At 63.5% G+C, this 26,965-nt stretch carries 25 protein-coding genes and 2 tRNA genes; 18 read left to right on the forward strand and 9 right to left on the reverse strand.

Features of this window, described 5'->3' with window-relative positions; genetic code table 11:
* The first annotated feature begins 165 nt into the window (after positions 1-165).
* A complete protein-coding gene (locus tag P2T57_RS14625) occupies positions 166-417 on the forward strand; it encodes a hypothetical protein (protein WP_276299954.1) in 252 nt (83 codons plus the stop codon).
* Positions 418-436: 19 nt separating this feature from the next.
* Here the strand turns inward: P2T57_RS14625 and trpB are convergent, their stop codons facing one another.
* Positions 437-1,594 carry a tryptophan synthase subunit beta gene (gene trpB / locus P2T57_RS14630; RefSeq protein ID WP_276299955.1) on the reverse strand — a complete coding sequence of 386 codons (1,158 nt, stop codon included), beginning with the start codon at positions 1,592-1,594 and terminating at the stop codon, positions 437-439.
* A gap of 326 nt (positions 1,595-1,920) precedes the next feature.
* Positions 1,921-3,087, reverse strand: coding sequence for an NAD(P)/FAD-dependent oxidoreductase (locus P2T57_RS14635; RefSeq protein WP_276299956.1), 1,167 nt, complete (start codon positions 3,085-3,087; stop codon positions 1,921-1,923).
* 512 nt (positions 3,088-3,599) lie between these two features.
* Between P2T57_RS14635 and P2T57_RS14640 the strand changes: the two genes are divergently transcribed.
* The 4 genes from P2T57_RS14640 (at position 3,600) to P2T57_RS14655 (ending at position 7,794) form a co-directional block, all read left to right on the forward strand.
* A complete protein-coding gene (locus P2T57_RS14640; protein ID WP_276299957.1) occupies positions 3,600-3,899 on the forward strand; it encodes a DUF5789 family protein in 300 nt (99 codons plus the stop codon).
* A 430-nt stretch (positions 3,900-4,329) separates the two neighbouring features.
* The gene (locus P2T57_RS14645; protein ID WP_276299958.1) at positions 4,330-5,928 is read left to right on the forward strand and encodes an alpha,alpha-trehalose-phosphate synthase (UDP-forming); all 1,599 of its coding nucleotides are present in this window, start codon (positions 4,330-4,332) and stop codon (positions 5,926-5,928) included.
* 44 nt (positions 5,929-5,972) lie between these two features.
* Positions 5,973-6,851 (forward strand): trehalose-phosphatase, encoded by an 879-nt coding sequence (otsB, locus tag P2T57_RS14650; protein ID WP_276299959.1) that lies wholly within the window; start codon positions 5,973-5,975, stop codon positions 6,849-6,851.
* A gap of 118 nt (positions 6,852-6,969) precedes the next feature.
* Positions 6,970-7,794: a hypothetical protein gene (locus tag P2T57_RS14655; protein ID WP_276299960.1), complete on the forward strand. Its 825-nt coding sequence runs from the start codon at positions 6,970-6,972 to the stop codon at positions 7,792-7,794.
* 98 nt (positions 7,795-7,892) lie between these two features.
* On the opposite strand, the gene P2T57_RS14660 is transcribed toward P2T57_RS14655, so the two are convergent.
* Together P2T57_RS14660 and P2T57_RS14665 are read right to left on the reverse strand one after the other, a co-directional pair.
* Complete coding sequence (locus tag P2T57_RS14660; protein ID WP_276299961.1) at positions 7,893-9,857, reverse strand: ABC transporter ATP-binding protein; 1,965 nt, start codon at positions 9,855-9,857, stop codon at positions 7,893-7,895.
* Positions 9,858-10,092: 235 nt separating this feature from the next.
* Positions 10,093-10,362 carry a DUF7538 family protein gene (locus P2T57_RS14665; protein ID WP_276299962.1) on the reverse strand — a complete coding sequence of 90 codons (270 nt, stop codon included), beginning with the start codon at positions 10,360-10,362 and terminating at the stop codon, positions 10,093-10,095.
* Positions 10,363-10,453: 91 nt separating this feature from the next.
* Here P2T57_RS14665 and P2T57_RS14670 point away from each other — a divergent pair.
* From P2T57_RS14670 to P2T57_RS14680, 3 genes are all read left to right on the forward strand, one after another.
* Positions 10,454-10,527 (forward strand) — tRNA-Val (locus P2T57_RS14670).
* Positions 10,528-10,630: 103 nt separating this feature from the next.
* Complete coding sequence (locus P2T57_RS14675) at positions 10,631-11,848, forward strand: outer membrane protein assembly factor BamB family protein (protein WP_276299963.1); 1,218 nt, start codon at positions 10,631-10,633, stop codon at positions 11,846-11,848.
* Positions 11,849-12,459: 611 nt separating this feature from the next.
* Entirely contained in the window at positions 12,460-13,659 is a 1,200-nt protein-coding gene (locus P2T57_RS14680) for a Cdc6/Cdc18 family protein (protein ID WP_276299964.1), read from the forward strand.
* A gap of 12 nt (positions 13,660-13,671) precedes the next feature.
* Here the strand turns inward: P2T57_RS14680 and P2T57_RS14685 are convergent, their stop codons facing one another.
* Both P2T57_RS14685 and P2T57_RS14690 read right to left on the reverse strand, forming a co-directional pair.
* Positions 13,672-14,736: an HNH endonuclease gene (locus P2T57_RS14685; RefSeq protein ID WP_276299965.1), complete on the reverse strand. Its 1,065-nt coding sequence runs from the start codon at positions 14,734-14,736 to the stop codon at positions 13,672-13,674.
* A 373-nt stretch (positions 14,737-15,109) separates the two neighbouring features.
* The gene (locus tag P2T57_RS14690) at positions 15,110-16,090 is read right to left on the reverse strand and encodes an archaellin/type IV pilin N-terminal domain-containing protein (protein WP_276299966.1); all 981 of its coding nucleotides are present in this window, start codon (positions 16,088-16,090) and stop codon (positions 15,110-15,112) included.
* 191 nt (positions 16,091-16,281) lie between these two features.
* Between P2T57_RS14690 and P2T57_RS14695 the strand changes: the two genes are divergently transcribed.
* Entirely contained in the window at positions 16,282-16,836 is a 555-nt protein-coding gene (locus P2T57_RS14695; RefSeq protein WP_276299967.1) for a hypothetical protein, read from the forward strand.
* A 21-nt stretch (positions 16,837-16,857) separates the two neighbouring features.
* Here P2T57_RS14695 and P2T57_RS14700 read toward each other — a convergent pair whose 3' ends face one another.
* A complete protein-coding gene (locus P2T57_RS14700) occupies positions 16,858-16,989 on the reverse strand; it encodes a hypothetical protein (RefSeq protein ID WP_276299968.1) in 132 nt (43 codons plus the stop codon).
* Between the two features lie 69 nt (positions 16,990-17,058).
* On the opposite strand from P2T57_RS14700, the gene P2T57_RS14705 reads away from it, so the two are divergent.
* The 3 genes from P2T57_RS14705 to P2T57_RS14715 all read left to right on the forward strand — a co-directional run bounded on the left by P2T57_RS14705 (position 17,059) and on the right by P2T57_RS14715 (position 18,644).
* A tRNA-Phe gene (locus P2T57_RS14705) sits at positions 17,059-17,132 on the forward strand.
* 420 nt (positions 17,133-17,552) lie between these two features.
* Positions 17,553-18,266: a ferredoxin Fer gene (fer, locus tag P2T57_RS14710; RefSeq protein ID WP_276299969.1), complete on the forward strand. Its 714-nt coding sequence runs from the start codon at positions 17,553-17,555 to the stop codon at positions 18,264-18,266.
* A 183-nt stretch (positions 18,267-18,449) separates the two neighbouring features.
* A complete protein-coding gene (locus tag P2T57_RS14715) occupies positions 18,450-18,644 on the forward strand; it encodes a cold-shock protein (protein WP_128477337.1) in 195 nt (64 codons plus the stop codon).
* Positions 18,645-18,751: 107 nt separating this feature from the next.
* Here P2T57_RS14715 and P2T57_RS14720 read toward each other — a convergent pair whose 3' ends face one another.
* A complete protein-coding gene (locus tag P2T57_RS14720) occupies positions 18,752-19,600 on the reverse strand; it encodes an aldo/keto reductase (protein ID WP_276299970.1) in 849 nt (282 codons plus the stop codon).
* 81 nt (positions 19,601-19,681) lie between these two features.
* On the opposite strand from P2T57_RS14720, the gene P2T57_RS14725 reads away from it, so the two are divergent.
* The 5 genes from P2T57_RS14725 to P2T57_RS14745 all read left to right on the forward strand — a co-directional run bounded on the left by P2T57_RS14725 (position 19,682) and on the right by P2T57_RS14745 (position 24,743).
* The gene (locus P2T57_RS14725; protein WP_276299971.1) at positions 19,682-20,545 is read left to right on the forward strand and encodes a hypothetical protein; all 864 of its coding nucleotides are present in this window, start codon (positions 19,682-19,684) and stop codon (positions 20,543-20,545) included.
* 45 nt (positions 20,546-20,590) lie between these two features.
* On the forward strand, positions 20,591-21,181 hold the full coding sequence (locus P2T57_RS14730; RefSeq protein WP_337250803.1) for a metal-dependent hydrolase: 591 nt from the start codon (positions 20,591-20,593) through the stop codon (positions 21,179-21,181).
* A gap of 89 nt (positions 21,182-21,270) precedes the next feature.
* Entirely contained in the window at positions 21,271-23,637 is a 2,367-nt protein-coding gene (locus P2T57_RS14735; protein ID WP_276299972.1) for a methyl-accepting chemotaxis protein, read from the forward strand.
* A 114-nt stretch (positions 23,638-23,751) separates the two neighbouring features.
* Positions 23,752-24,282 carry a 50S ribosomal protein L16 gene (locus P2T57_RS14740; RefSeq protein WP_276299973.1) on the forward strand — a complete coding sequence of 177 codons (531 nt, stop codon included), beginning with the start codon at positions 23,752-23,754 and terminating at the stop codon, positions 24,280-24,282.
* Positions 24,283-24,404: 122 nt separating this feature from the next.
* A complete protein-coding gene (locus tag P2T57_RS14745) occupies positions 24,405-24,743 on the forward strand; it encodes a VOC family protein (RefSeq protein ID WP_276299974.1) in 339 nt (112 codons plus the stop codon).
* Positions 24,744-24,785: 42 nt separating this feature from the next.
* Here the strand turns inward: P2T57_RS14745 and P2T57_RS14750 are convergent, their stop codons facing one another.
* Positions 24,786-25,931 carry a Fic family protein gene (locus tag P2T57_RS14750; RefSeq protein WP_276299975.1) on the reverse strand — a complete coding sequence of 382 codons (1,146 nt, stop codon included), beginning with the start codon at positions 25,929-25,931 and terminating at the stop codon, positions 24,786-24,788.
* Between the two features lie 162 nt (positions 25,932-26,093).
* Here P2T57_RS14750 and P2T57_RS14755 point away from each other — a divergent pair, with 162 nt between their 5' ends.
* Positions 26,094-26,960 carry an ATP-grasp domain-containing protein gene (locus tag P2T57_RS14755; protein ID WP_276299976.1) on the forward strand — a complete coding sequence of 289 codons (867 nt, stop codon included), beginning with the start codon at positions 26,094-26,096 and terminating at the stop codon, positions 26,958-26,960.
* Positions 26,961-26,965: the final 5 nt, after the last annotated feature.

Below are 26,965 nucleotides of genomic sequence, written 5' to 3' on the forward strand. Positions count from 1 at the left end.
CGGCGGTCGGGACTGCTCCACGAGAAATAACTACATCTATATTAAACACAACTATATATTTGTAAAGAACTCGTAGTTGTTTCCGAGTCCCGGCCTCTCGCCGAACTTTTTCGCGCCCCGGAAATCAGTGAGTGTATTTATGTTTATCTCTAGCCAACAAGTGGTATGGTCGAACCCCGGCGGTTGCTGAGCCAAGAGAATCTAAGTCGGATGGAGGTACTCGGAGCAGTCGGCCTCTCCTTGCTCTTCGTCGCACCCGTCGTCTACTACGTCCTCAACTGGATTGCCAGTTACCTCGTCGGAGCGGCCGGCGTGGAGACTCCAATCCCGTTCTACCTCGCGGGCCTCATCTTGGTCGGGTCTGTCGTCGTCTCGATCTGGAGTGCGTTCAAGGTCGTCGAGTTCTACTACGCCTAAAATTCCACCCAATCTGCTTTTAGAGGTCGAACATCTCGGCGGCCTGCTCCATGTCCTTGTCGCCTCGGCCCGAGAGGTTCACCAGAATCACGTCGTCCTCGTCCATGTCCTGAGCGAGGTCCCGCGCCAGCGCGACGGCGTGACTCGATTCCAGCGCGGGGATGATGCCCTCCTTCTCCGAGAGCGTCCGGAAGGCGTCCAAGGCGGCGTCGTCTTCGACCGCGCGGTAGTCGCACCGACCGACCGCCTGATACATGGCGTGTTCCGGGCCGACGGCGGGGTAGTCGAGGCCCGCCGACACCGAGTGGACCTCGGTGTCCTCGTCCAAGGTTCGGGTCTTCATCCCGTGCATGACGCCCTCCTCGCCCTCCGCGAGCGGTGCGGCGTGCTGGCCCGACCCCTCGCCCTTGCCGCCGCCCTCCGCGCCGTAGAAGTCCACGTCGTCGTCCCGGAAGGCGTGGAACAGGCCGATGGCGTTCGACCCGCCGCCGACGCAGGCGACTGCGGCGTCCGGAAGTTGGCCCACCTTCTCCTGCATCTGGTCACGGGCCTCTCTGCCGATGACGGCCTGAAACTCCCGGACCATTCGCGGGAAGGGGTCGGGGCCGACGACCGAACCGACCAAATAATGAGTATCGTCCATGTTCTCCGCGAAATCTTCGAGCGCCACGTCCACCGCGTCGGCGAGGCCCGACCCGCCGCGAGTGACCTCGTTGACCTCCGCGCCCATCAGGCGCATCCGGAAGACGTTCATTCGCTGGCGGTCGGCGTCCTTTTTGCCCATGTAAATCTCGGTGTCGATGCCCAACAGCGCGCCCACCATCGCGGTGGCCACGCCGTGCTGGCCCGCGCCGGTCTCGGCGATGAGGCGGTCTTTGCCGGCCTCCTCGGCGAGGATGGCCTGCCCGAGGCAGTTGTTGATTTTGTGCGCGCCGCCGTGGAGGAGGTCCTCGCGCTTGAGGTAAATCTGGGCACCGAACTCGTCGGAGAGTCGCTCGGCGTGGAAGACCGGCGTCGGTCGCCCGGCGAAGTCCTCCAGATAGTTCCGGAATCGCTGTCGGAACCGGTCGGTGTCGTGAATCTCGTCGAAGGCCTCGGCAAGGTGTTCGAGGGGTTCTTTCAGTGGTTCTGGCACGTGGCGACCGCCGAAGTCGCCGAACTCGGAGCTATCAACCATACCGTGTGGATGGAACTTATCGCACATAAATGTACGAGTCGGCCCATCATCGTGTAAAATAGAACTTGATTAGTAGTTAAATACAATCTAAAATTGGCGAAAAGATATTTGTGGCACTGGGGACAGTTCAGAAGTGGAGGTGACTCAGATGATTCGGGCACTTGACATCATTACGTTCGGTCGTTGTTCGTACCCTCTTAACTGCTGAACGAGGGTCCGAGGTATCGTGCGCTTCTTATCCCCGCTCTCTCCGCTTCTCATCGGTTCGCGCGAACGCGCGCAGGTAACATTTATATAATAGTCAGCAACGCAGATATTCCGCCGCGTCACGCGACGTTTCGCTCCTCGACCAGTTCGCCCGTCTCGAACCGGTCACTGGCGAGCGCCGAGACGTCCACCAGCGAGGACGCCCCGTCCAGCACCAGTTCGGCCACGATTTGCCCGGTTGCGGGGGCGTGCTGGAAGCCGTGGCCCGAGAAGCCCACCGCGTTGACGAATCCCGGCAGGGTCTCCTCGATGACCGGGTGGTGGTCGGGCGTGACGGCGTAGAGACCGGCCCAGCCACGGCGAATCTCGGAGTCCGGGCCGAAGTAGGTCGCGCAGTCGCCGGCGCGTTCGATGGCCTCGACCGCCCAGTCGAGGTCGATTTTCCGGTCGAAGCCGTCGGGGTTCTGGTCGGGGTCGGCCTCGCCCCCGCTTTCGGCGCTCGGGAAGTGTCCGCCGACGAGCGCCTTTCCCTCGCGCTCGGGCCGGAAGTGCGACCCGGTGTCGAGGTCGATGGTGAGGGGCACGTCCTCCGGAACCGGCGTTTCGGGGTCCACGACGAGCATCTGTCTGCGCTTGGGTGCGACCGGCAGGTCCACGTCGGCCATCCGAGCGACCTGCTGTGCCCACGGTCCCGCGGCGTTGACCACGAAGTCGTACTCGCAGGGCTCGCCCTCGGCGGTGATTCCGGTCACTTCGTCGCCCGCCCGGTGAATTTCGGTGACGCCGGTCCTCGTGCGAATCTCGGCCCCGGCCTCTCGCGCAGACTCGGCGAACCCTTGGAGCGCGAGGTGGGGGTCGGCGAACCCGTCGGTCGGCGAGTAGGTCGCAGAGACGAACTCGTCGGTTTGGAGGCCGGGGCAGTGTTCGGCGGCCTCGTCTGGCGCGAGGAGTTCGCTCGGAACGCCCAACTCGTTCTGCATCGCCACCTGCGCCTCGAAGGCCTCGGCGGTGGCCTCGTCCCGTGCGGCAAAGAGGTAGCCCGGACGCCGGTAGGCGATGTCCACGCCGAATGTCTCCTCGAAGTCCTCCCAAATCTCCATGCTGGCCAGCGACAACTCGACGTTGACCGGCGTGGAGAACTGGGCGCGGATGCCCCCGACCGACCGCTCGGTGCTTCCGCTCCCGATTGAGCCTTTCTCGTAGACGGTTACGGTGGCCCCCCGCTCGGCGAGGTAGTACGCGCTGGCGAGGCCCACGATACCACCACCCACGATAGCGACGTGCATACCTATCGACTGGACGGGACGGCGGTTAACCGTTGCCCCGAGAGTGACTCGCGCTTCGAGACGGATTTCTTGATTAGTGAGATAGGCCCTACTATTCACCTTGGCGCGCGGGAGCGACAGAGCAGAACGAAGGAGCGACTCGTGCGAGTCGTCGGGAGCGGAGTGACCGACTGCTCGGCAGACGTGGGTTGTCTGCCGGTGGACGAGCATCGCACCGAGGAGCGAAGCGACGAGGGAGACCCACAGGAGAGTGCGAGGTGCGGTACGATTCGCTCACGCCTGAAGCTAGCGCCGACGAACTGGTCACGACGACGCTAACTCCGACAGGCGGACGCCGACAAAACCAACACCGACAAATCGGCCACACCGAACCCAACTCCGACAAACTCCATCACAATCACCTGAAACACAACTATGTATAACTGAAGCATATAGAAATAAGTAGAAAAGAAATATAGATATATCTCTAAGCGGCCACCGAGGTTATCCGCCCGAGTCCCAAACCAACGACCGTGACGGATACTCACCGCGAGCAAGGCGTCGAGTTCGGGGAACTGGCGGCGCGCTTGGACGGCCACGAGTACCCCGCGACCATCGACGAACTCACCGACGAGTACGGCGAGTACAAAATCGAGTTCGCCGACGGGTCCGAGACGCTGTCTGCGGTTCTGGCACCGCTGACCGACACCTGCGCGTCGGCGGCCGAGGCCCGGCAGGCCGTCCTCAACTCGGTCAGCGGGTCGGCAGTCGGTCGGAAGGGGTACACCGACCGCGGGGCGTTCTCCTCGGCACCAAACAACGTCTCGTTCTAACTGGTTGCCGTCATTCTATGTCGGTTCGTAGGAGTGTTCGTATCGGGACAGTTCGAGGACAATCTGTTTTCGTCGTGTCCGATTGTATTCGTCTTCGAGGGATATAGTTGAACGGAGGATAGCTACTGCCGACTCCTTTCGTAGTTGTTAGATACTTGGATTATTCTTCTCGGCGCTGTCTCTCGAAAACTCTCCTAACGAGTCGAAAATAGTCCTGATGGACTTTCGCCGGAACCGTAATCACGGCTTACTCCGCGATAAACACAGCCTGAAGTGAACCCCTGCGAGAGTAGGGAGTCGTTCCTCCTCCGGAACGTTCGTGAACTAACCTGAACGGACGACTACATTATCCTGCCGTGTCGGCTACGTCTCGGTAATAGATTCGCCGATGGCGGGCGCTCTGCCGTCGGAGAGGAGAACTACGCTCAGAATGAACTCGAACGTGACAGGGGCGACAGCCAAATCGGCCGCAGAGACGGTTGCCGACCTTTGCGACGACCGGGAACTCGTCGTGGTATCGAACCGCCAACCGTACAGTCACGCCTTCGAAGACGGAGACGAAGGCACGTCCGACGAGGACGAAATAGCCGTAGACCGACCAGCGGGCGGTCTCACCGCGGCGCTCGACCCGGTGATGCAGTCCGCCGAGGGAACGTGGGTCGCGTGGGGGGACGGCGAGGCCGACCGCGAGGTCGTAGACGCCGCCGACACCGTGGCCGTGCCGCCCGAGGACCCCGCCTACGACCTCCGGCGGGTCTGGTTGACCGACGAGCAGGTCGAGGGCTACTACCGGGGATACGCCAATCAGGTCCTCTGGCCGCTGTGTCACCTCGACACCGCCAAGATGACGCCCGACGACGATTTCTGGCGGGCCTACCGCGAGACCAACGACGACTTCGCCGACGCGATTCTCGACGCGACCGACTGCTCCGGTACCGACCCCGTAGTCTGGTTTCAGGACTACCACCTCGCGCTGGCACCCCGAGAGGTCCGCGAGGAGCGTCCCGAGGCTTTCCTGACCCACTTCTGGCACATCCCGTGGCCCTCGTGGGACGTGTTTCGGGCCTGCCCGCAGTACGAGGCGCTTTTGGACGGTCTCCTCGCAAACGACCTCGTGGGGTTCCACACCGACGAGTACTGCCGGAACTTCCTCGACTGCGTGGACGCCGTGACCGACGCGCGAGTGGACCGCTCCAGCAGGAGCGTCTCCTACCGGGGCAACCGGACGTTCGTGCGCTCCTTCCCGCTCGGCATCGACGCCGCTCGGCAGGCCGACCTCGCCGAGAGCGGCGTTGCTCGGAGGACTGGCGACGGGACCGCCGAGAGCAGTGACTGGTGGACCGAGTTCCGCGAGACCCACGGCATCGGCCCCAGAGACACCGTGGCGGTCGGCGTCGAGCGCCTCGACTACACCAAGGGCATCGAGCAACGCCTCGCCGCCTTGGAACGCTTCTGGGTCGAAAACCCCGAGTGGCGCGGCCGACTCACCTACGTCCAGAAGGGGACCGAGAGCAGGTCCGGCATCGACGAGTACGACGCCCTCCAGAGTCGGGTGGCGGCCGAAGTCGAGCGCATCAACGACCGCTTGGGTACCGACGACTGGACGCCAATCGTCTACGTCACCGACTACGTGCCCGAGGAGGGACTGGCGGCGCTCTACCGCGAGGCAGACCTCGGAATCGTCACCCCTATCCGCGACGGGATGAACCTCGTCGCCAAGGAGTTCGTCTCCGCCCAGACCCGCAATCCCGGCGTCCTCGTGCTGAGCGAACTCGCCGGCGCGAACGAGCAGTTGGGCGACGAGGCGGTCCTCGTTCACCCCTACGACACTGCCGGGTTCGCCGACGCAATCGGCGAGGCCCTGTCGCTGTCGCGGGCCGAACGCCGCAAGCGAATCGCGGACCTCCAGCGCGAGGTCCACGCCCAAGACGTGTTCGCGTGGTTGGAATCGACCTTCCAGACCGCCACTGCAATCGAGCGGGGCAGAGACTCGCTCCGCCGGAAGCGTCCGCAACCGAACGACGACTGACCGCGACGATGGTACGACAGCCCACCGATAGGACTGAACCCCCGATGTCCGATACCGAATCCTCCGACCCCGACACCGACCTCGAACGCGAACTGCCCGCCAGACTCCGCAACAACCTCTACGCCGTGGTCGAGGAGCTAGTGGACCACGAGGGCCTGCTGGTCGCGCTCGACTTCGACGGCACCCTCGCGGCCATCGAGCGCCGACCTGACGAGGCCGCGATACCCGACCCGACCCGCGAGGCGGTCGCGGCGCTGGCCGCCGAGGAGAACGTCGAAGTCGCGGTCGTCAGCGGCAGAGAGTTGGCCGACGTGCGAGAGCGAGTCGGATTGAACGAAGCCATCTCCTACGCGGGCAACCACGGTCTCGAAATTCACGCCAGCGAGTACGAGGTCCACCCCGAGGCGAAGGCGGGCGAGCGCGACATCGACATCATCTGTGACCTGCTGGCCGACCAACTCGCCGGAATCGAGGGCGTCATCGTGGAGAACAAGGGCGTGACCGCGACGGTTCACACCCGACTCGTGGCCGACGAGGAGGTTCCGACCGTCGAGAACGCGGTCGAGACACTGGTCGCCACCCGCGACGACGTGCGCCTGACCACCGGCAAGAACGTGCTGGAACTCCGGCCCGCGGTCGAGTGGGACAAGGGCGAGGCCGTCCGGGAACTCTACGGCGAACTCGTGCCAGACGACGAGCGATGGCTTCCGATGTACGTCGGCGACGATACGACCGACGAGGCCGCTTTCAGCGTCTTGGACGACCGGGGCCTCGGCGTCAAGGTCGGCGAGGACCCCGGTACCGGCGCGCCCTATCGCGTCGCCGACCCCGAGTCGGTCCGGACTGTGCTGACGTGGCTGAGCGACTACGGCATCGAGTTCCTCGTCGCCGACCACCACGACGTGCCGGTCGGGACGGCCTGAACGAGCGGGCAATTTCGCTTTTCGTCCCGTAACGCCGCGTTGAACCGCCCGCCAGCGGTGCGAACGGTGTGAACGGTCGGCCCGGTTTATTCGCGGATTCGCGCAATCTGCAACCGACATGGCAACCGACGACCCGAACACCGACGACGAGACCGACGAGCGAGGCAGGTCCGACGCGGAACGGGCCGGACCCGACGCCGAGCGCCCGTCCCCCGGAACGTACGCCAACGCGGGCCGCGAGGAGCAACCGGAACCAGCGACTCGCCGGCAGGCGTGGGACGCGCAGAACGACGCACCCGGCGACCCCGACGCTCTCCGAGCGCGGACCGACCGACGACCGGAGCGACGATACGGGATGGGCGGGTACGAGACTGGCGGACGCGAGTCGGACCGACCATCTCAGCAACCGCCTCAGTCGTCTCGCCGCTACGGCTCGAAGCAATCTAGAGATGTCCAAAATAATCAGGTAGATAGTGGAAAGAAACAGCAAAGTAGCCAAGGAGAACCGGTAGATGTCCGAGGTGGCGAATCGCCCCGGCGGGAAAAACGACGCCGGACCGACGAGGACCGACGAGTCGAGGAGACGCCGCCGAAACGGACCCAACCCCTGCGAGGGCCGACCGAACCGGAGTCGAGCGACCGAGGACGGGACGGCGAACCCGGCTCCCCGCGACGACGAGAATCCGAACTTCGGGGCGAGACCGAGCGCCGACCGGAGACCGAACGCCGGTCCGAATCCGACCGCGGGCGGCGGGCCGAATCGGAGCAGGCCGAGGTTCCGAAGTACGGCGGTCCGCGGGACCGGCCCCGCGGCAGAAATCGCGGCCAGTCGGTCGAGCGCCAGCGCAGACAGCGCGAGTACGAACGCCAGTTCGACCGACAGCGCGCTCGTCAGCGTGACTTTCAGCGGGATAAGAGCGGCGGGAAATACCGGCGGCGGTAGCCGGCGGGAAAACCGCCGTGGACAAGAGCGGCGGGAAATACCGGCGGCGGTAGCCGGCGGGAAGAAAATAGCGTCTGCGGGTGCGACGCCGCGACCGCTCAGTCGTCTGCGTCGGTCTCGACGCTGGCGGTCCGGCGGGCCGCGCGCTCGATGAACTCCTCGGGCAGTTCGTCGATTTCGCCGGCCTGCACGCCCCAGAGGTGGCCGTAGAGACCGCCGTTTTCGAGCAGTTCCGCGTGGGTGCCCCGCTCCACGATTTCGCCGTCTTCGAGGACCACGATTTTGTCGGCGTCCTTGATAGTCGAGAGGCGGTGGGCGATGGCGAAGGTGGTCCGATTTTCGGTGAGTTCGTCCAGACTCCGCTGGATGAGCATCTCCGTCTCGGTGTCAACGTCGCTGGTGGCTTCGTCCAGCACCAGAATCTCGGGGTCTTTGAGGACCGCGCGAGCGATGGAGATTCGCTGGCGCTGACCGCCCGAGAGTTTGACGCCGCGCTCGCCGACCTCGGTGTCGTAGCCCTCCGGCAGGTTCTGGATGAACTCGTGGGCCTCGGCGGCCTTCGCGGCCTCCACGATTTCGTCGTCGTCCACGTCGAAGGTGCCGTAGGCGATGTTCTCCTTGACCGTGCCGTAGAACATGAACGTGTCCTGACTCACGTAGCCGATTGCTTGGCGCAGACTCGGCAGACTCACGTCCCGGAGGTCGGTGCCGTCGATGCGGATGGCACCGTCGTTCACGTCGTACATCCGGAGGAGCAACTTCAGGACGGTGGATTTACCCGCGCCGGTCGGCCCGACCAGCGCGAGGGTGTCGCCGCCCTCGATTTCGAAGTTGATGTCGTTGACGATGGTCTCGTCGTCGTCGTACCCGAAGCTCACGTCGTCGTAGACCACTTCGCCGTCCTCGACCGTGAGGTCCTCGGCGTCTGGCTCCTCGCGGATTCGGCTCGGTTCGTCCATCAGGCCGAAGATGCGGGAACTGGAGGCGAAGGCTCGCTGGTACATGTTGATGATGGAGCCGAACTGCGCCATCGGCCAGATGAACCGCTGGGTCAACAGGATGAACACGACGAACTCACCGCGACTCAACTCGCCCGTGAAGAACCACGGTCCCGAACCGTTGAGGACCCAGAGGCCGCCGACGACGAACGTCAGCGCGAAGCCGAGGCCCGACAGAATCTGGAGCGAGGGGAAGAACTTGATGCGGGTGACGATAGCGCCCCAGTTCGAGTCGAAGTAGTCGTTGGACACGTCTTCCACTCGGTCGGACTCGTAGCTCTCGGTGTTAGAGGTCTTGATGACCTGAATCCCGCCGAGGTTGTTCTCCAGTCGGGAGTTGACCTTGCCGACCGCCGAACGCACGTCGGCGTACTTGGGCTGAATAATCTCCACGAACTTGTAGGTGAACAGGCCGATGAGCGGCACCGGCACCATCGCCACTAGCGCGAGTTGCCAGTTCATGCTGAACAGGATGACCGCGATGGCGACCACCATCACCGACAGGCGGAAGGCAGAGTTCATCCCGTCGTTGAGGAACCGCTCCAGTCGGTTCACGTCGTTCGACAGGATGGACATCATCTCGCCGGTCTGCTTGTCGGCGAAGAAGTCCATGTTCAGTCTCTGCATCTTGTCGTAGGTGTCGGTCCGAATCGAGTGCTGGATGTTCTGGGCGAAGGAGTTCCAACCCCAGTTGCGCGCCCAGTGGAAAGCCGCACCGAACCCGAACGCGGCGGCGACGATTGTGACCGAGAACCAGAACTGTTCGGTCGTCGTCGCCGGTGAAATCTCTGCCGCGAGGGATTCGGACACGAGCGGGAACTGTCCGGCGAACGCCTCCGGATACGGCACCTTCGCCGCACCTTCAGAAAAGAGCGCGTCGATTGCGACTCCGAGGATGAGCGGCGGCAGGAGATTCAGCACCCGCGCGAAGATACTCGCCACGATGCCCGTGACGAACGCGAACGTGTTTTCGGACCCGTATTCGAGGAACAACCGCTTCATGGGGTTTTCGGCGTTTTCCCGTTGTTCCCCGAACGGGTCGTCTTCTTGGTCTTTGATACTCATTATCATTTGCAAAAGGTCCGACTCTTGAAAAACTTTCCTTCGAATCGAAATACCGTGTCAGACAGTCTGCGCGTCCTCATTCGGACTTTGAAGTGAGGCAGAGCTAGCTCTTATCGCTGACGGTTCCTTGTTGTCGAATCACACGGCGTCGAGTTTCACCGAGGCGACTCACACCGGGCGACCGGAGCGACTCACAGGCGGTGGCCGGACGCCCTTCGCGTGCGGGCAAACAAAATTATAATGACCGCGATTCGACCTCGGGGTCCACGTCGGCCTCGGCCAAGTCCTGCCGGATGCGCTCGCGCAGGGGGTCGGGCACGGTGTCCCGACCGACTGGCACCGCGGTTTCGCCGTCGCCTTTCACTTTCCAGTAAATTACGCACTCGCTCGGCGCGTAGAACTCGATGCTGTAGTAATCGTCGCCGCCGCGGTAGTGGACGCGGGCCGCGAATCCTTCGGCCTGCCAGCCGTCCTGTTCGGCGAGCGACTCGACACGTTCGTCCATATCGACCGCTCGTCGCCGGGCGTGGTAGTGGTTACGAAAGCCGACCGAGAAAGTAACAGTTATTTCCGGTGAGCGATTTGCTTTCGGTACCGGGTCCGTGGTCTAGTTGGTTATGACGCGGCCTTTACAAGGCTGAGGCCGGTGGTTCGAATCCGCCCGGACCCATCGATTCTGACCGCGAACGAAGTGAGCAGTCGAATTCGCCCGGACTCACTCGAAACCTCTCACTCCAGAAAACTTTTCCAGTACCGACCGGACAGCTACGTCCATGCCCTCCTCGACGCTCTCCCGGCGGTCGCTCCTCGCTGGCGCTGGCGGACTGACAACCGGCCTCGCTGGTTGTGCCGCTTTCGAGGACTCCTCGGTCACCGAGGAGTCCGCGTCGTTTCCCACTGGCGAGTGGCCACAAGTTGCCCGCGACGCGACGAACACCGGTTTCTACCCCGACGCGACGGTCCCCTCGAAGGTCACTCGAGCGTGGGACGTTTCTCTCGGCGGGTGGCCCTACACGTCGCCCATCGTCGGCAGTGACCGTGTGTTTATCGCCATGGAGAAGACGCTCGCGGGAATCGCCGCCGCGGGCGGGGAAACGGAGTTCGAGGCCGACCTGCCCCACGAACCCGGTGGAACGCCGGCCTACGACTCGGCCGAATCGACGGTCTACGTGCCGACCTACGACCGGACGACCGAGGAGGACGGCGCGTTCGTCCACGCCTTCGACGCCGAGGACGGCCGCGAGACGTGGACCCGGAAGGTCGGCGACGAGTCGGTGTACGGACTCACCCTGCGCGACGGGACGATTTACGCCCGGACGAGCGAGGCCGTCGTCGCGCTCGCCGACGGCGAGGAGGTCTGGCGACACGAGGGCCTCGGACCGCTGGCCTACTCCGAGTACAACATCCACGACTCGCTCGATTTGACGGGCAACGTCGCCCCCGCCGTGACCGGTGAAACGGTCTACGTCCCGGTGCGCCACGGGGTCCTCGCGCTCGACAGCGAAACCGGCGAGCGACGCTGGCGGGCCGACGTGAGGTACGCGCTGGGTCTCTCGGTGGGCGAGGCCGGGGTCTACGCGCAGGGCTACGAGCAGTTCCGGGCGTTCGCTCGGGACGGGTCGGGTCGGTGGACGCGCGACGACGTGGGTGGCATCTCGTCGCCAACGCTGGGCCGCGACGCGGTGTACGCCAAGGACGGAAGCCGTCTTCGAGAACTCGACCCGAAGACGGGCGAGACACGCTGGTCGTTCGATTTGCGGACGGGCGTTGACTCTGCCCCGTCGCCGGTGTTGGAGAACGCCGTCATCGCGCCGAGTCACCGCGCCGTCGCAATCCGGCGCGGGAACGGTCTCGGTGCGGAAGTCTCCGGACGAAAACTCTGGGCGACCGACTTCGACCCCGCCACGTTCGCCGCGCCCGCCGTCGGTGCCGGACTCCTCTTGCTGGTCGACCCGTTTCGCTACCGACTCGTCGCGCTCGAAGCCGCGTAGTTCGGTCGCGTGAGAGTGGGTTTCGTCTGTTCTCGTCCCCGACGACTCGTGCCCGTCTTTCGGTGTGAGGGTGTGAGAGAGTACGTTTCGTCTGTTTCCGGTCTCGTCGGGGCGGGCTATCAGTTCGTCGGAGAGAGTACGTTTCGTCTGTTCTTGGTACTCGTTCGCGTGGTCGGTGTCTGGAGTGGGGTGGAGAGGGAGAGTACGTTTCGTCTGTTCTCTGAGATGAGGGGTCTCCGGGTGGGCCTCCGGGACGTGAGCTGATTTTGTTTCGAACTGTGAGCTGATTTCGTCTGTTTTATTGCGGGGCCAGCGAATGCTGGAGTGTCGATAGGGCATAGAGAGGATGGTCGAGTACCGATGGAAGACAGGGAGAGTACGTTTCGTGTGTTCTCGGACACGGGGTACCGTCGCGCTTCGAGTTCCGAGAACTCTAACACGTTAGTTTATATCTTCGTGTAGCGGCAAATCGGCGCTCGAAGACTCTACCTCCCGTCTTCCTACGTGTTTCTCACGAAATGTACTCTCACTCACTTACTTAAAAGAACGAAAACAGACGAAACTCAAGAACAGTGGTTTTATATTCTATTAGTTTGAGATTAGAGCGAACAATGGGCGGGCTGTTCAGCGACGTCACGGACACCATCTTCCTCGACAAGGAAGTCCTCGAAGAGGAGTACCAACCCGACGAAATCCTCGAACGCGAGGAGGAGATAGACGAGTACAAATCCGCGTTCAAGGACGTGCTGTTCGGCCGGAACCCCTCGAACGTGATGCTCTACGGGAAGGCCGGCGTGGGAAAAACCGCGGTCACGCGCTACGTGCTGGAGGAACTCGAAACCGAGACCGAACAGCGCGAGGAGGCCGACGACCTCTACGTCCACCGGCACAACTGCAACGGGGATACGATGTTCAGCGCGGTCCGGACGCTCGTCAACGGCTTGCTTCCCGACGACAGCGCCTCTTTCCCGAAGAAAGGTCTCTCGACGGCCGACGCGCTCGAGGAGTTTTACAGCCAACTCGACCGACTCGGTGGGACCCATCTGGTCGTGCTGGACGAAATCGACCACTTGCAGGACGCCAACGAACTCCTCTACGAACTCCCCCGCGCCAGAGCGAACGACCACATCGACGAGGCCCGCATCGGCGTCATCGGCATCAGCAACAACTACACCTTCCGCCAGCGCCTCTCGGCGAAGGTCCAAGACGCGCTCAAAGAGGAGGAAATCTCGTTCTCGACCTACGACGCCAACGAACTGCGCGCGATTCTCCACGACCGGGCCGAGAAGGCCCTCTCGGACGATAGCTATTCGGACAGCGCCATCGCCAAGGCCGCCGCCGTCGCGGGCAGAGACACCGGAAGCGCCCGCCAAGCCATCGACCTCCTCCGGAAGGGCGCGGAAATCGCCGAGCAGAACGACGAACCGATGGTAGAGGACGACCACATCGGTCTCGCCCGCGAGGCGGTCAAGCGCGGCCGATTGCAGGACAAAATCGAGGACCAGTCGCTCCACGCCCGCCTCGTCCTCGAAGCGGTGGCCCAACTCGACCACGTTGGCGAGACCCCTGCCCGGTCGAAGGAAATCATGAAGATGTACCGCCGGGTGACGGCCAAGCGCGCCGAGGAGCCACTGACCACGCTCAAGAGCATCCAGAACCACCTCAGCGACCTCTACATGCTCGGATTTCTCCTCCGGCGCGAGGAGAACGAGGGCCGCAAGGGCGGGTCCTACCACGAGTACGATTTGGACATGGACCCGGACGTGGTGTTCGAGGTCTGCGACAAACTCGACAGGGAAGAAGCCGTATAGCCCTCTTTTCCGCTACAGCCACCCCAACTCCGCGTTCCGGCGTTCCAGATACTCTGCTCCGAGTCGAGCGTCCTCCGGCAGAGACACCTGTTCGCCCGTTCGCTCACGAATCGTCTCCCGGAGGAAGGGGTGGCCGGGGTCGAACTCCGGACTGGCCCGAATCCGGCGCTCCGAGTCGAGGGTGAACAGGTCCGCGTCGAACGCGCGGTGGTGGAGCGCGTTCAGCACGAGCGCGTTTTCGGGGTCCTCGGCGGCCTCCGGACGCTCGCTCCGGGGGACGACGTGCGCGAGGTCCAGCAGGTCGGACTGGGCGATGCTCGTCACCGCGCACCGATTCCGATACCGGTCGAACACTTCGCTCCGGAACTGGTCGCTGACCGTGACGACCTCGCGCTCGTAGCGTCGGCGGGTCCCGGCGGCGCTGGTGACTTCATCGGATTCGCTCACAACCTCGCCGGTCGGCCACTGTTTCAGTTCGCCGGTTCGGACCCACTCGTTCCACACGTCGGGCGCTCGCTCGTCGCTGTTACGCTCTACCCGGTCGTGAAGCCACCCCGGCGCGACCGTGGGGGTGTTCAGCACCCTGAAGTGAAAGCAGTAGTTCGGAATCCGGTTGCCGTCGCCGTCCCGATAGCTCTTGACCTCGAAGTAGTCGGGCACGCAGAGGCCGCGGAACTGGACGATTCCGGACCGAGGCTTTTGGAAGACGAGGACCGGCGGGACCTCCTCGCGGTTGCCCGTGACGGCGCGGTCGAAGGCGCGCTTGACCTTCTGGTTCTGGTGGGACTCGTCGTAGGGGTTGCCCCGCTTGGCGTCGCCCCAGTAGTCGATTCGACCGGTGTCGGTCGAGAGCGCGTCCTGCCACGGGTCGGCGTGCTGGGAGACGCCGGCGTCGTTCGAGACCACGACGAGTGCCGCCGGTTCGTCGGTGACTTCGGAACTCAGGTCGCGGATGCCGCCCGTGTTCTTGATACCGGTGTCGAGCGACCCGCGAATCCAGCGCAGAAACTGGTCTTTCGGGTGGTTCGGACTCCCCTTGTCGCGGTACTCCTCGCCGATGCGAAAGACGCCATCCATACGTCGGTTGAGAGATGCGAAGCCTAAAGGCTCCTCGAGTCGCCGCCGACGCCGGGCGTGACCGCGGCGTCCAGCCTAAACAATATTTGTGCCTGTATAGGAATTCTTTCTAATTCTGAAAGAAATAGATAGGTGTCTATTCTGGTTTTACGAGTGGCAGTCGTCGCTCCGGACGAGGAGTCCGCGGTTCGCCCGCCGGCGTCAGACCACGTTCTCGTTCGACGCCCATTCGACGAGCGCGAGGAGTTGCACGACGACGAACAGCGCGACGCCGAGTTTCGCTACCGATTGGAGTTTTTCACACATCATACAAGACTACTGTCGAGAGGTAGTTACGCTTGTCGGAGTCGGTCGCCTCGAAACCCCGGCTTTCTCACAGCGAGACCGCGATTTTATCGCTCGGCAGGGAGCGGGGAACTTCGAGCAGTATCGTGGTCGTCGCGCCCGACTGGGTTGTAATCGTCACCTCTGCGGTCTCGCTCTCCTCCAGCGGTCGTAACTCGCCGTTCGCGTCCTCGGTGAGCGAGATGTCGATTCGCAGGCGCTCGTCGGCGTCCGTGAGGACGTTCGGACTCGAATCGCTCGTGATGGCGGTCACGTCGAAGACATCCGGGCGCTCTGCACTCGCCGTTCCGTTCCGGACGAGCGTCGTCTTCCCGTTCGGGCCGAGATACTGAACCGTAACGCCGTCGAGGTCCACGTCGGACGCACCGGACCCTTTCGTAACGACCAGTCCGATTTCGGTGACGTTGGGTGCGGTGACCGGTTCGTTGTCCACGAAGGACGCGTCCGGATTTAGGACGACGTTGGTTCCGCTGTCCGTCTCGACGTTGTACTGGGTCCCGCCGCCGCCACCGTAGGTGATGATGTTGTCGCTACTTCCCAACTCGACCGCGTACTCGAGGGAACTCCCGTCCGCGATGATTTCGCCGCCGAGGCCCGTACTCTCTCTGATGTTTTCGCCGTTCGCGCTCACGACGTTCGTGCTGTCGGCCGCCACCACGTTATCGCTCGCATCGAGGACGACGTTCCGGCCGTCGGCGGTGACGACGCTCCCCTGTACTTTGTCGCTGTCCACGACCGACCCGGTGATGACGTTGCCGTCCTCTCCGACGACGATGTTGTCGTCCCGAATGTTGTACACAGCGTCTAACCGGCCGACCGACGAGACGACCCGAACCCGGTCGGTGGTCTGGCCGACGCTCTCCTGACCGGTCGTCTCGGACTCCGACTGGAGGAATCCCGCGGAGTGGACCAAGACTCCCGCGGCAATCGCCGCGACGAGGACCATCGCCACGAACACGATGAGGGTCCCGATGCCCACCTGCGAGCGCGCCTCGCTGGCGTCGTTCATGATAGCCCATCGTTTCGCCAGCACATACATATATTTGATTGAAAATGTGCTAAAGAAAGCGAGGAGAAGGGTCTCCCCGCCCTTTGGGTCCCCCGCGCACGCGAGCCATCAAACCTATACAACCCCGGTAGAAACGCCACGGCCATGTACTCGGACGCGAGTTTCAGGGTGGCGAGTTGCGGGGTGAGACGGTGAACAGAGGCGCGCTCCTCGTGGTCGTCCTCGGCGTCGGCCTCGTCGGCGGGGGCGTGCTGTTCATCGGTGGTCCTCTGCCGGACGTGACCGCCGACGCCGGTGCCGACGGGCCAGCGACTGCAACCCCGGCCGAGGAGTCGAATCCGGACCCGACCCAATCCGACGGCACCGGTGACGCAGGCGACTCGAACGCCGAGGGGACGCCGACGCGCGCCGAGAGTCCGGGCTACGCCTTCACCATCGAGACCATCGAGAAGTGCGGTAGCACCTGTCGAGACGTGACCGCGCGACTGACCAACTCGGGTGGCGAGACGCGCCGGGAGGTCCGCGTCACGACGAAGATGTACGCCGGCGACGACTTGCTGTGGTCGGGCAACGAAACCGTCGGGACGCTCGACGCCGGCGAGTCCCACGTCTCGACCCGGCGCGTGAAGGTCGGGTTCTCGGGCGGTCTCGCCATCAAGTCCAACGACGGCTACGTCACTATCGTCACCGTCATCGACTCGGCCTCCGGCACGACGCGCTTCTCCGAGCGCCGGAAGGTGGCCTGAGCGAATCGCAGGCCGGTTTTCTCAGTCGAGGAGCGCCCCGCAGTCCGGGCACTCCTCGTCGGCGATGGTGAGTTGCGCGTCGCACTCGGGACAGAATTCGAGGTAGCAGGCGGGGTCGCCCATCTCGTTGTGGGGTTCGTTCTCGTGGCTCAAAGAATTTGTCCCGCTCCCCTCGTGGAGTTTCGAAACGCTTTTTTATATCATGTGCCTCGTTTCGAGTGCGCCGCCTTAGCTCAGACTGGGAGAGCACTCGACTGAAGATCGAGCTGTCCCCGGTTCAAATCCGGGAGGCGGCATGATTTTGCGATTCGCAATACTGCGAGCGACTTCTATGTCGCTCGCTTCTCCGCGAATCGCAAATCTGGTTTCCGGACGGATTTGAACCCTGCCAGTCGCAGGCTCGCGCAACCGAGCGAAGCGAGGTGAGCAAGAACGTCTGGCTCCGGTTCAAGTCCGGGAGGCGGCATTTTCCTGCGAACGAAGTGAGCAGTGAAAATGCTCACGACCGATTTGATTCCTGTAAGTCACAGCCCGGAAGCGTGGTTCGAAAATCGAAGATTTTCGTCATCAGGAGAGAGCGAAGCTCTCTCGAACGACAACGCAGTGAGCATTCCCGGAATGTCTTACTTCGGTTCAAATCGGGGAGGCAACAACTTTTGCGGCGAACGACGGTTCCGAGCCAACCTTTTTATCTCCAATTTCGCTAGCAACTCCTGATGGAGTCCCCCTTCGAAGTCCTCCGCCTCGACGCCGACGCCGACGAGGAGGAACTAGAGCAGGCTTACAGAGCGCGGGTGAAGGAGGCCCACCCCGACCAAGGCGGTTCCGTCGAGGAGTTCCAGACGGTCAGGCGTGCCTACGAGAAAATCAAGGCGGGCTACTCGCCTAACGGCACGTCCCCTGCACAGGAGGACACAGACGACGAACCCCGAGCCGAGCCACAGGACGAAACGCGCCGACAGCGTGACCGCCAGCAGGACGAGTCCGACGCGAAACAGGACGTGCGGACCTCCTCGGAGGTCACGTATCTCAACTACGACGTGCTGAGCGATTTCGGTTGGCGGACCGACGACGAGGACCTCTTTCGGAAGGCGGCTAAGGCGGACTTGGACGAGGTGGATTTCGGCCGGTTCGTGGTCGAACCCGGTCAGTCCCTGCTCGAAGCCGCCGAGGAGCGCGGCTTCGAGTGGCCGTTTGCCTGCCGCGGCGGGGCCTGCGCCAACTGCGCTATCATGCTCCTCGACGGCGAACTCTCGATGCCGGCCAGTCACGTCCTCTCCTCGGAGTTGATGGAGCAGGGGATTCGCCTCTCGTGCAACGGCGTCCCCATCACCGAGGAGTTGAACGTCGTCTACAACGTCAAGCACATGCCTGAACTCGAAGACCTGCTTCTGCCGCCCGACCCCTTCGAACACGCCTACTCCGACTGATAGGCAATCGAAGAAATTGCTTGAGAAACAAATATAGTTATTTAACACGCAAAATAATTGCTATCGGTGTCTACGAATCACGCCCAGACGACAAGACCTGCTCGCGGGCACCGACCCTCCGTAATCCGTGGTATCAGTTCTCTCGGAAGTCTTATCCGTAAGCCGACTCTCTCTATAGTTGCAATGGCGAAAGGTACGGTTGACTTCTTCAACGACACGGGCGGTTACGGCTTTATTGACACTGAGGACGAGGACGAGGACGTTTTCTTCCACATGGAGGACGTTGGCGGCCCTGACCTCGAAGAGGGAACGGAAATCGAGTTCGACATCGAGCAGGCTGACAAGGGTCCCCGCGCGACCAACGTCCAGCGACTGTAATTCGGTCGGACTTTCAGACAACTAACTTTACTTCAATTTTCGACTGGGTAGCGACGGCGTCGTGCCGGTGAGCGTTCGTTTCTCGAACAGCGACGGCGATGCGTCGGCTACTCGCTCAGTCGGTTCATCTCCTCGTCGTCGAGTTCGACCGCCGAGGCCGCCACGTTCTGCTCCAAGTGGTCCACGGTCGAGGTCCCCGGAATCGGAATCGTGACTGGCGAGTGCTGGAGCAACCACGCCAGCGCGACCTGCCGGGCAGTCGCGTCGTGATTCTCGGCCACGTCCTCCAGCACCGACTCCTTCTCGCCCAACTCGCCCCCGCCGATGGGGAAGTAGGAGATGAAGCCGATGTCGTTCTCCTCGCAGGCTTCCAGTACGTCTTCGTGGTCGCGGTTGCCCACGTTGTACTCGTTCTGGACCGTCGCCACCTCGACCATCTCGCGGGCTTGGTCCAACTGCTCGACGCTGACGTTGCTCAGGCCGACGTGTTCGACCAGTCCGTCGTCTTTCAACTCGGCGAAGGTGTTCACCGCGTCCTCGAACGAGCAGTCCACGTCGGGGGTGTGGAGTTGGTAGAGGTCGATGCTATCGACGCCGAGGCGGTCGAGGCTACACAGCACCTGATTCCGGAAGTAGTCGGGACCGCCGTGGGGAATCCAGTCGCCCGATTTGTTCCGGAGGAGTCCGGCCTTGGTCCCGACCACGGCATCGTCGGGGTCGATGGCCTCTCGGATGATGCGCTCGCTGACCCCCGGCCCGTAGGAGTCTGCGGTGTCCACGAAATCGACGTTCATCTCGACCGCACGCTGGAGGACCTCGCGGGCCTCGGCCTCGTCGTCGGGCCGACCGATGATGTCCTCGCCGGTCAACCGCATCGCGCCGTAGGCGAGGCGATGGACTGTCAGTTCGCCGCCGATGTCGAACGTCTCGCTCTGGTTCTCGCTGACTTCGACCATACCCTTTCTGCGCCCGGCGCGTCAATAGTGGTTCTGGCAGGCCCGACCCTTTTGCCGGTCGCCCACGAATACCACACTCGAATGAGCGACGCGACAGCGGCCCCGGACCGCTCGACCGATTCGCAGGCGTTCGGCTACCCGCGGTCGGTGGTCGCGGCCGACCTCACAGCCATCGCTGTGGTGGGGGTCGTCCTCGTCGCAATCCAATTTCTCCTTCCGGCCGCGTTTCACGAACGCCTCGCGTTCGACCACGCCGCGTTCGGCCCGGCCACGCTCCTGACCGCGGCCTACGTCCACGCCGGGACCGAGCATCTCCTCAGCAACCTCGGCGGGTACGTCTCGCTGTCGCTGGTGACCTACCTCGTCTGCCTCCACGCCGACCGCCGGACGTGGTTCCGCCGGACCTTTCTGGCGCTCCTCGTGGCGCTCCCGGTCGTGGTCAACCTGACGAGTTACGCCATCCTCGAAACTCGGTTCCCCGGAGCCTCGCCGGTCTCGCGGGGCTTCTCGGGCGTCGTCGCCGGATTCGGCGGGTTTCTGCTGGTCGCGGTCGCGGTCCACCTCCGACAGAGCTACTCGCGCGAAACCGTCTTCTTCGTCGGCCAGTTCGCGGTCTTACTGCTGTTCGGGGAACTGCTGTGGATTTACGCCGGGCGCGTCACGCTCCTCGAAGGCGCGGCGGTCCTCGGCGGACTCGCGCTGGCGGTTTCGGGTATCGTCTCGCGGACGCGCGGGAGGACCTTCGGCGACGACCACTACCAACAGGTTGGTCTGGACCTGCTCTACGTCTCGCTGGTCTTCTCGCTGTTGGTTTGGCTGGTCTTCGGCCTCTTTCCGGCCGACCCTATCGCCCACGGGACGTTCACCAATATCTTCGCCCACGGCGCGGGGTTCGTCGAGGGCGGCCTGCTGGCGGCGCTCACGCTCGTCGTATTCCGTCCTTGAGCCGGCAACAGGTTTGAATACTCACGACGCCTACCCCGAGATACGATGATGGCGACCACCCACGCCCTGTTCGGGATGGCGCTGGGAGCAATCGCGCTCCTCGTCGCGCCCGAGTTCGCCCCGCTGGCAATCGTGGCCGGAGGAGTAGGCGGACTCTTTCCGGACCTCGACCTCGCGGGCGACCACCGGAAGGACCTCCACTTCCCGGTGTACTACACGCTGGCGGCGGTTCCGGCGCTCGCACTCACAGCGTTCGGTCCCTCCACGGCGACTGTCGCTGGCGCGGTGTTCCTCGCGTCGGCGGCGATTCACTCCGCCTCGGACGCACTCGGCGGCGGACTGGAACTCCGACCGTGGGAGGCCACTTCCGAGGAGGCCGTCTACAACCACTTCCGCGGTCGGTGGATTCGCCCCCGGCGCTGGATTCGCTACGACGGTGCGCCCGAGGACCTGCTGGCGGCCGCGGCGTTCGCGCTTCCGGGGGTCTTCTACCCCGAACCGCTCCAGCAGGCGGCCCTCGGCCTCCTCGGTATTTCGGCGGGTTACGTCGTCGTTCGGAAGCGACTCGTGGACCTCGGGGAGTCGCTGGCCGACCGCCTCCCGGCGGGAATCGCTAGGTACGTGCCAGTGAATTGACGGCAAAAAGACTGTCTTACTGACGTTTCGAATATCTATCGTCTCTACTTAGCGTCATTTTTAACTACCGGGGAGAAACTGGCGGATTAATGGCTGGACTCCGGGATGCGCTCGAAACACTGCGGGGCAGAACGCTCCTCCCGAAACCGATACGAACGCGGTTCGCGGGCAAGTTCTTCGCGGTCGTACTGCTCGTTATCGTCGTCACCGCCGGCGTCGGGACGTACAACTACGCCGCCGCGACGGACACCGTGGAGGGACAGATTCGGGACCAACTCTCGTCCACCGCACAACTGCAGGCCGACGGTCTCCACGAGTGGATAACCAATCTCCGCCTCCAGACTCGAACCCTGTCGGAGGCCGAGGCCTTCCGCGACGAGAGCGACGGTGGGGTGAGCGACTACCTCGGGGAGCAGGTCTCGGCGTATCCCGACGAGGTGGTGGCCATCCACTACGTCGATTTGGACTCGCTGACGGTGCGCGCGAGTTCGACCGAGCAGTCGGTGGGGACCGACCTCCAAAAGACCGAGGTGCCGTGGGCGGTCAACTCGATGAGTTTCTGGCTGAGCAGTCCCGACAACGTCTACATCTCGTCGTCCTACGGAAGCCTCGTCACCGACGAGCGAGTCGTCGCGTTCGTCAGCGCGGTCCCCGGTTCCCCGGACCGCGCAGTCGTCGTGACCGCCACCCTCTCCGAGCAGGCCGACGGACTCCACCAGACTGTCGATGGCGGGTACACGAGAGTGCTGAACGCAGATGGCGGGACGGTCCTTCGCACCGGTACCGGTTCGCAGGATGCGGCGAGTATCAACGAATCCGCCATCGTAACCGACGGGGCCAACGAGCGCAACTCCGGGTTCGTCGCCGGCGACGACGCGCTGGCGGCCTACGCGCCGGTCGAGCGCACCGACTGGGTGGTCGTGACCTACGCGCCAAAGTCCAGCGCCTACGCCGTGCGCGACCAGATAGCGACCAGTCTCCTCTCGACTGTCCTCGCGGCCGTGGTGGTGTTCGGCGTCGTGACGACCGTCTTCGGCCGGCGGACCTCCCGGTCGCTCCGCGAGTTGGCCGAGACCGCCCAGTCGATGGAGGACGGCGACCTCGACGTGGAACTCGACACCGAGCGCGATGACGAGGTGGGTCGGCTCTACGCGGCGTTCGACGCCATGCGAGTCTCGATACGCGAGAAGATTCGGGACGCCGAGGAGGCCCGGTCGGCGGCCGAGGACGCCCGGACCGAGGCCGAACGCGAGCGCCGGGAGGCCCAGCGAGCGAAGCGGGAGGCGTCCGAACTCAACGAGCGACTCGAAGCCACTGCCGGACGGTACCGCGAGGTGATGGAGGCGTGCGCCGACGGCGACCTGACTCGCCGCCTCGACGAGGGCGTCGAGAGCGACGCGATGGCCGAGGTGGCAGTCGCGTTCAACCAGATGCTCGACGAGTTGGACGAGACCCTCCGCCGGGTCCGGTCGTTCAGCGACGACGTGGCCGAGACCAGCGAGCGCGTCACCGACCGGGCCGACGAGGTTCGGAGCGCGAGCGAGGCGGTCTCGGGGTCGGTCCGGGAGATTTCGGACGCGACAGACGAACAGGACCGCCGCTTGCAGGAGGCCGCGGCCGAGATGAACGACCTGTCGGCGACCGTCGAGGAGATTTCGTCGGCGACCGACGAGGTGGCCGAGCAGGCCGAGTCGGCGGCCGAGACCGGCGAGACAGGCCGGGAGGCGGCGAACCGCGCGCTGGCCGAACTCGACGCTATCGAGGACGACGTGGACGCCACGGTCGAGGCGGTCGAGCGACTCGACGAGGGGATGGCCGACATCGAGTCGGTGGTCGGTCTCATCACCGACATCGCCGAGCAGACCCACGTGCTGGCGCTCAACGCCTCCATCGAGGCCGCCCGCGCCGGTGAGGCCGGGTCCGGGTTCGCGGTGGTCGCCGAGGAGGTCAAGGCGCTGGCCGAGCAGACGCAGGACGCGACCGAGGAGATAAACGAGTCTATCGACCACCTCCGGACCCAGACCGACGCCACCGCGACCGAAATCCGCGAAACCCAAGCGAGCGTGGCCGCCGGTGCCGAGACGGTCGGCACCGCCATGTCGTCGCTCGAAGACGTCGTGACAGCGGTCGAGCGGACCAACGCCGGCCTTCAGGAGATTTCGGACGCGACCGAATCGCAGGCCGAGTCGGCGTCGGAGGTCGTCGCCATGGTGGACGAAGTGGCCGCCATCGGCGAGGAGACCGCGGCGGGGGCCGACGACGCCGCCAGCGCGGCCGAACAGCAGACGAGTTCGCTCGCGGGGGTCGCCGACGACGCCGACGACCTCTCGGAGCGGGCCGACCGCCTCAGGGACCTCCTCGGCGAGTTCACCGTCACCTCCTCGGACGCGACCGGGGAGTCGTCGGCGTCCGACCCGAGTGACCGCGGGCACGCCGAGACGCCCAGCGGCGACTGAGCGTCCGCCGCTCGGTGCCGAATCGCTCCGGCGTCCGCGTATCCAGTTCCTGACCGCCCTACCGTGCATCGAAGGGTTTATCCGCCGCGTGACCCTCAGACTCCAGTAATAACCATGTCGGACAAACCCGCCTCGATGTACCGGGAAATCAGCAAGCAGCCGTACACCCGACGCGAGTACATCACCGGCATCCCCGGTTCGAAGATTGCACAGCACGCGATGGGCAACCTCGAAAGCAATCAGGACGACTACCCCATCCAGATTAGCCTCATCACCGAGGAGGAGTGTCAACAGCGCCACGGTGCGCTGGAGGCCTCCCGCCTATCGGCCAACCGTCACCTGCTGAAGGAACTCGGGCAGGAGAACTACAAGATGATTCTCCGCAAGTTCCCCCACCACGTCATCCGGGAGAACAAGCAGGCGACCGGTGCGGGTGCGGACCGTGTTTCCGACGGAATGCGTCAGGCGTTCGGTAAAGTCGTCGGCACGGCCGCCCGGATTCAGGCCAACGACCGCATCTTCACCGTGTGGTGCCAGCCCGAGGACGCCGACGTGGCGAAAGAAGCGCTCCGTCGCTCGTACAACAAGATTTCCCCGCCCTGCCGCGTCAAGGTCGAGAAGGGCGAGGACCTGCTCGTCGCGTAACCCCGACCGCTCTCGTTCTTTTGTGTCTCGAACGTCCCCGCTAGTAGTCACGCCGCCGAATAGCGAATATGCACCGTTCTCATCATCGAAAGTAACTTGTCGATTTGCGAGAGGGGTGTCGTATGGAACTACGCGAGGTCGCCATCTTCACCGACGACGTGCAGACGACGGCGAGGTTCTACGCACGTGCCGTCGGCGAACCGATACGCGCCGAGGAGTCGATGGCGCTGTTCGACGTGGAGGGCGTCGAGGTCCTCGTCCACGAGACCTACGACCCCGGAGAGGGGGACCTCCCGTGCGAGGACCACTACACGTTCGCCGTCGAGGACGTAGACGAGGCGTTCGCGCGCCTCTCGGAGAAGAACCTCCGCGTCTACCGCGAACCGGCCGACTACGACTGGGGCCGGTCGGCGTACTTCCGTGCCGACGACGGCCGCATCGTGGAGATTACTTCTGAGTAGCGTCCAGTCAAAAGTGAATCACTTACTGGCGTGTATCCCCCGTCAGTATATCGAAGGCGGCCGTTCCAGTATCTCGAAAATCTCGGTCGCTCTGTACTCCCTATTTCGCTCTTTCCCAGTGACTTCCTCCAAGATACCTTGGTCTTCGAGTGTATTTATCGCGCGGTGCGCTGTCGGTCCAGACACGTCTAACAGATTCGCCACCTCCGACGCGACGACGTATGGGTCTCGAAACAGCATCCGTGCGAGTCGTGCGTCGGCCCGGTCCGAGTCTCCGTACCGCTCGTCGTACTCCTGTTGGAGGTCCCGGAGTTCTAACGACCGCTCGTAAGCCTCTCTAGCCTGTCGCAACACGCCCTTGACGAAAAATGTGAGCCACTCCTCCCACGCCCCGTTTCGACTCACTTCCCGCATTCGCTCGACGTAGGTATCCTTGTTTCTATTGAAATACTCGCTGAGATAGAGGTTCGGTGCCGAAAGGAGACCACGCTCGTACAACTGAAGCGTAATTAGAATACGCCCTAATCGACCGTTTCCGTCGCCAAACGGGTGTATCGTTTCGAACTGATAGTGAACGAGAGCAGTGTCGATTACGTCGTGATACGTACCCCCGGAGCGAATATACGAAACGAGGGCTTCTACGTCGCCTTCGACTGACCCCGGCGCTGGTGGTACGAACGACCCGAGACGTACCGGTGTCCTCCGAAAGTCCCCAACAATGTCAGTTTCACTTCGGACCCCGGAAAGGAGCGTCTCGTGTAGTGATTTGAGTAAGTCGATGGTGATTCCATCGTCCGCATCGATTGCTTCGACACCTTGTCGCACCGCTTTCTCGTAATTTCGCACTTCGTCGATGTCTTTTTCCGTATCAGGGTCGGCTTCATCGTCGAGTTTCAGGGTCTCGTAGCGATACAGGTCGTTTACATCTACGTCTGCACCTTCGATTTCTGCGGATTCGACCGCTTCTTTCCGGACCAGTGATGCGTAAAGCATCGGCGGAAAATCGACCATCTCGCTGATACCGCTCAGTTTCCCTAACCAGAACGTGGCCCCCGAGAGCAATTCGTAGAACTCTCGGTTTAATTCTAACTCTCGACTCGGCGGGAGTGGCTCTGGCTTATAGTACGAGCGTCGCCCGTAAGGAACGAGCCTCCCCGGCGCATCTTCAGTTATATTCCACGTCCTCATTTTTACTTAGGAGCTTTTTCGCGGTGCTTAGTTAAATTCGTGGTGGTGAAATATTACTACTGAGTAAAGTTCGGGGGCTTCGGCTAAATTTAGGCCGCTGTGTGAAACGTAGTGGATGTCCATAGACGCACCTTTTTACTCGCTCGCTCCAACCAAGCGCGTATGCTGGACCTCGCGGTCGCCTACAAGGAAGAAACCTTCGAGCGCATGCGGGACCCGCTGGCGGAGCGCGGCGTCGCGGTCCACCACGTGCCGACCGAGGCCCGCGCCATCTCGCTGTCGGACCCGCCGTGGTCGCCCGACGAGTTCGACGCCGGATTCGTCTATCCCGGCCGGGAGATGGAGGGCGGCGTCGTAGACGCCTTGTTGGACGTGCCGTGGGTCAACGACCGCGAGGACGTGCTGGCCTCGCGGAACAAGGCGGGCGCGATTGCCGAACTAGAGCGGGCGGGCGTGCCGGTTCCCGAGAGCGTCCTCGTGTCGAACCCCGCCGACGAGGAGGTCCTCGTCTCGGCGTTCGACCGGTTCGACCCGCCGGTCGTCGTCAAACCCAACTCCACGACGCGGGGCGTCGGCGTGGCGAAAGTCGGCGACGCCGATTCCTTCCTCGGGGTGACCGACTACCTCGACTTGGTTCACGACTACCGGGCGACGGGGGACAAGTCCTTCCTCGTCCAAGAGTACCTGCCAGACGCTACCGACTACCGGGCGATGGTGGTGGACGGCGAGTGCGTCGGCGGCGTCGAGCGCCGGATTCCCGACGACGCCGACAGCGACCGGTGGAAGCACAACGTCCACCGCGGCGCGGAAGCGACCGGCGTGGACCTCCCCGACGAGTTGCGCACGCTGGCCGAGCGAACCGCCGACGTGTTGGACATCGACCTCCTCGGCGTGGACATTCTGGTCACGGACGACCGCGCGGTGGTCAACGAGACCAACGCCCGGCCGACCATCGACGCCGAGACCAAGTACGACGACGGATTCTACGACCGACTCACGGCGCTGATTCTGAAGACCGCTCGGACGTGAGCGGC

Source organism: Halorussus lipolyticus (assembly GCF_029338375.1).
Lineage (GTDB): Archaea > Halobacteriota > Halobacteria > Halobacteriales > Haladaptataceae > Halorussus > Halorussus lipolyticus.